Here is a 2,595-nt window from a genome sequence, read left to right on the forward strand (position 1 = left end):
AAGCCTAAACAATTAAAAGTGAACAGTTAAAAAGTAAAACATAATCACATAATGGAAAAACTAATCATTGCGGGAAAAGAATTCGAATCCCGCCTCTTCCTGGGAACAGGAAAATTCAACTCCAACCAAGTCATGGAAGAAGCCATCCTGGCTTCCGGCACAGAAATGGTGACCGTAGCCATGAAACGTATCGAACTTGAGAACAAGGAAGACGACATGCTGAAACACATCATCCACCCCCATATCCAGTTGCTCCCAAACACCTCGGGTGTGCGCACCGCAGAAGAAGCCGTGTTCGCCGCACAGATGGCCCGCGAAGCTTTCGGCACCAACTGGCTGAAACTGGAAATCCATCCCGACCCGCGCTACCTGTTGCCGGATTCTACCGAGACTCTGAAAGCTACGGAAGAGCTGGTAAAACTGGGATTCGTGGTATTGCCTTACTGCCAGGCCGACCCGACCCTGTGCAAGCGTCTGGAAGAAGCCGGAGCGGCTACCGTAATGCCGCTGGCTGCCCCCATCGGTACGAACAAGGGATTGCAGACACGCGACTTCCTGCGCATCATCATCGAGCAGAGCAACGTGCCGGTGGTAGTGGATGCCGGTATCGGCGCACCGAGCCATGCCGCTGAAGCCATGGAAATGGGTGCCGCTGCCTGCCTGGTAAATACCGCCATCGCCGTAGCCGGGAACCCGGTGGAAATGGCCGTAGCCTTCAAGGAAGCTGTCATCGCCGGACGCCGTGCCTACGAAGCCGGACTGGGTATTCAGGCCGACAACCTGGTGGCATCCGCTTCCTCTCCCCTTACCGCTTTCTTGAATGAGTAAATCCTGATTTTATCAACCGGTAGAGCCTGGTCTCTACCCGCAAACAAACCCCGATTTATATGGAAAAAGAAAAAGACCCAAAAGCATACGCCCATGCGGAGAAAGCCTACATGCAGGGCACCCTTTTCCCTTTTGTAAAGGTAGGCATGCAGAAAGTGAACCTCACCCCCACGGTGACCGTAGTAGACGGCAAGAAGGTAATGACGCCTAATGCGCCGGTGTACGTGTACGACACCAGCGGCCCGTTCAGCGACCCGAACATTGAAATCGACCTGAAGAAGGGACTGCCGCGCATGCGTGAGAGCTGGATTACCTCACGCGGCGACGTGGAACAATTGCCGTCCATCACCTCGGAATACGGCAAGATGCGCCGTGACGACCACTCGCTCGACCACCTGCGCTTTGAACATATCGCCCTGCCTTACCGTGCCAAGGAAGGCCACTGCTGTACGCAGATGTACTACGCCAAGCAGGGCATCATCACCCCGGAAATGGAGTACGTGGCCATCCGTGAGAACATGAACTGCAAGGAACTGGGCATCGACACCTATATCACACCGGAATTCGTGCGCGACGAGATTGCCGCCGGACGTGCCGTACTGCCTGCCAACATCAACCACCCGGAATCGGAACCGATGATTATCGGCCGCAACTTCCTGGTGAAAATCAATACCAACATCGGTAACTCGGCCACCACGTCGAGCATTGACGAGGAAGTGGACAAGGCCGTGTGGAGCTGCAAATGGGGCGGCGACACGCTGATGGACTTGTCGACGGGTGCCAACATCCACGAGACGCGCGAATGGATTGTGCGCAACTGTCCGGTACCAGTAGGAACCGTACCCATCTATCAGGCACTGGAGAAGGTGAACGGCAAGGTGGAAGACCTGACCTGGGAAATCTACCGCGACACCCTCATCGAGCAGTGCGAGCAGGGAGTGGACTACTTCACCATCCATGCCGGTATCCGCCGTCACAACGTACACCTGGCCGACAAGCGTCTGTGCGGTATCGTGAGCCGCGGCGGAAGCATCATGAGCAAGTGGTGCCTCATCCACGACCAGGAATCCTTCCTCTACGAGCACTTTGACGACATCTGCGACATCCTGGCTCAGTACGACGTAGCCGTATCACTGGGCGACGGATTGCGTCCGGGCAGTATTGCCGATGCCAACGACGAAGCGCAGTTTGCCGAACTCGACACGATGGGCGAACTCGTGCTCCGTGCCTGGGAGAAGAACGTACAGGCCTTCATCGAAGGTCCGGGACACGTGCCCTTGCACAAAATCCGTGAGAACATGGAGCGTCAGATCAGCCACTGCCACAACGCGCCGTTCTACACCCTCGGCCCGCTGGTGACCGACATCGCTCCGGGTTACGACCACATCACGTCGGCCATCGGTGCCGCACAAATCGGCTGGCTGGGTACGGCCATGCTGTGCTACGTCACTCCGAAGGAACACCTGGGATTGCCCAACCGCGAAGATGTACGTACAGGCGTTATCACCTACAAGATTGCTGCCCATGCAGCCGACCTGGCCAAAGGTCATCCGGGCGCACAGATTCGCGACAATGCCCTGAGCAAGGCCCGCTATGAGTTCCGCTGGCGCGACCAGTTCCACCTGAGTCTCGACCCCGACCGTGCACTGGAATACTTCAATGAGGGACGTCACACCGACGGCGAGTACTGCACCATGTGCGGCCCGAACTTCTGTGCGATGAAACTCAGCCGCGACTTATCTGAGTTAAAAAGTAAAAGTTAAAAAT

The 2,595-nt window shown here is 56.3% G+C and carries 2 protein-coding genes; both read left to right on the forward strand.

Features of this window, described 5'->3' with window-relative positions:
• The first annotated feature begins 51 nt into the window (after window positions 1-51).
• Window positions 52-828 carry a thiazole synthase gene (locus ACMJ0U_RS11210; protein ID WP_417130000.1) on the forward strand — a complete coding sequence of 259 codons (777 nt, stop codon included), beginning with the start codon at window positions 52-54 and terminating at the stop codon, window positions 826-828.
• Between the two features lie 59 nt (window positions 829-887).
• A complete protein-coding gene (gene thiC / locus ACMJ0U_RS11215; RefSeq protein ID WP_417130001.1) occupies window positions 888-2,591 on the forward strand; it encodes a phosphomethylpyrimidine synthase ThiC in 1,704 nt (567 codons plus the stop codon).
• Window positions 2,592-2,595: the final 4 nt, after the last annotated feature.

The sequence above is a fragment of the Phocaeicola sp. genome (genome assembly GCF_048170425.1).
GTDB lineage: Bacteria > Bacteroidota > Bacteroidia > Bacteroidales > Bacteroidaceae > Phocaeicola.

Coding starts and splice junctions, on each gene's coding strand:
- ACMJ0U_RS11210 (WP_417130000.1), top strand. CDS start 52: ATGGAAAAACTAATCATTGCGGGAAAAGAATTCGAATCCCGCCTCTTC.
- thiC (WP_417130001.1), top strand. CDS start 888: ATGGAAAAAGAAAAAGACCCAAAAGCATACGCCCATGCGGAGAAAGCC.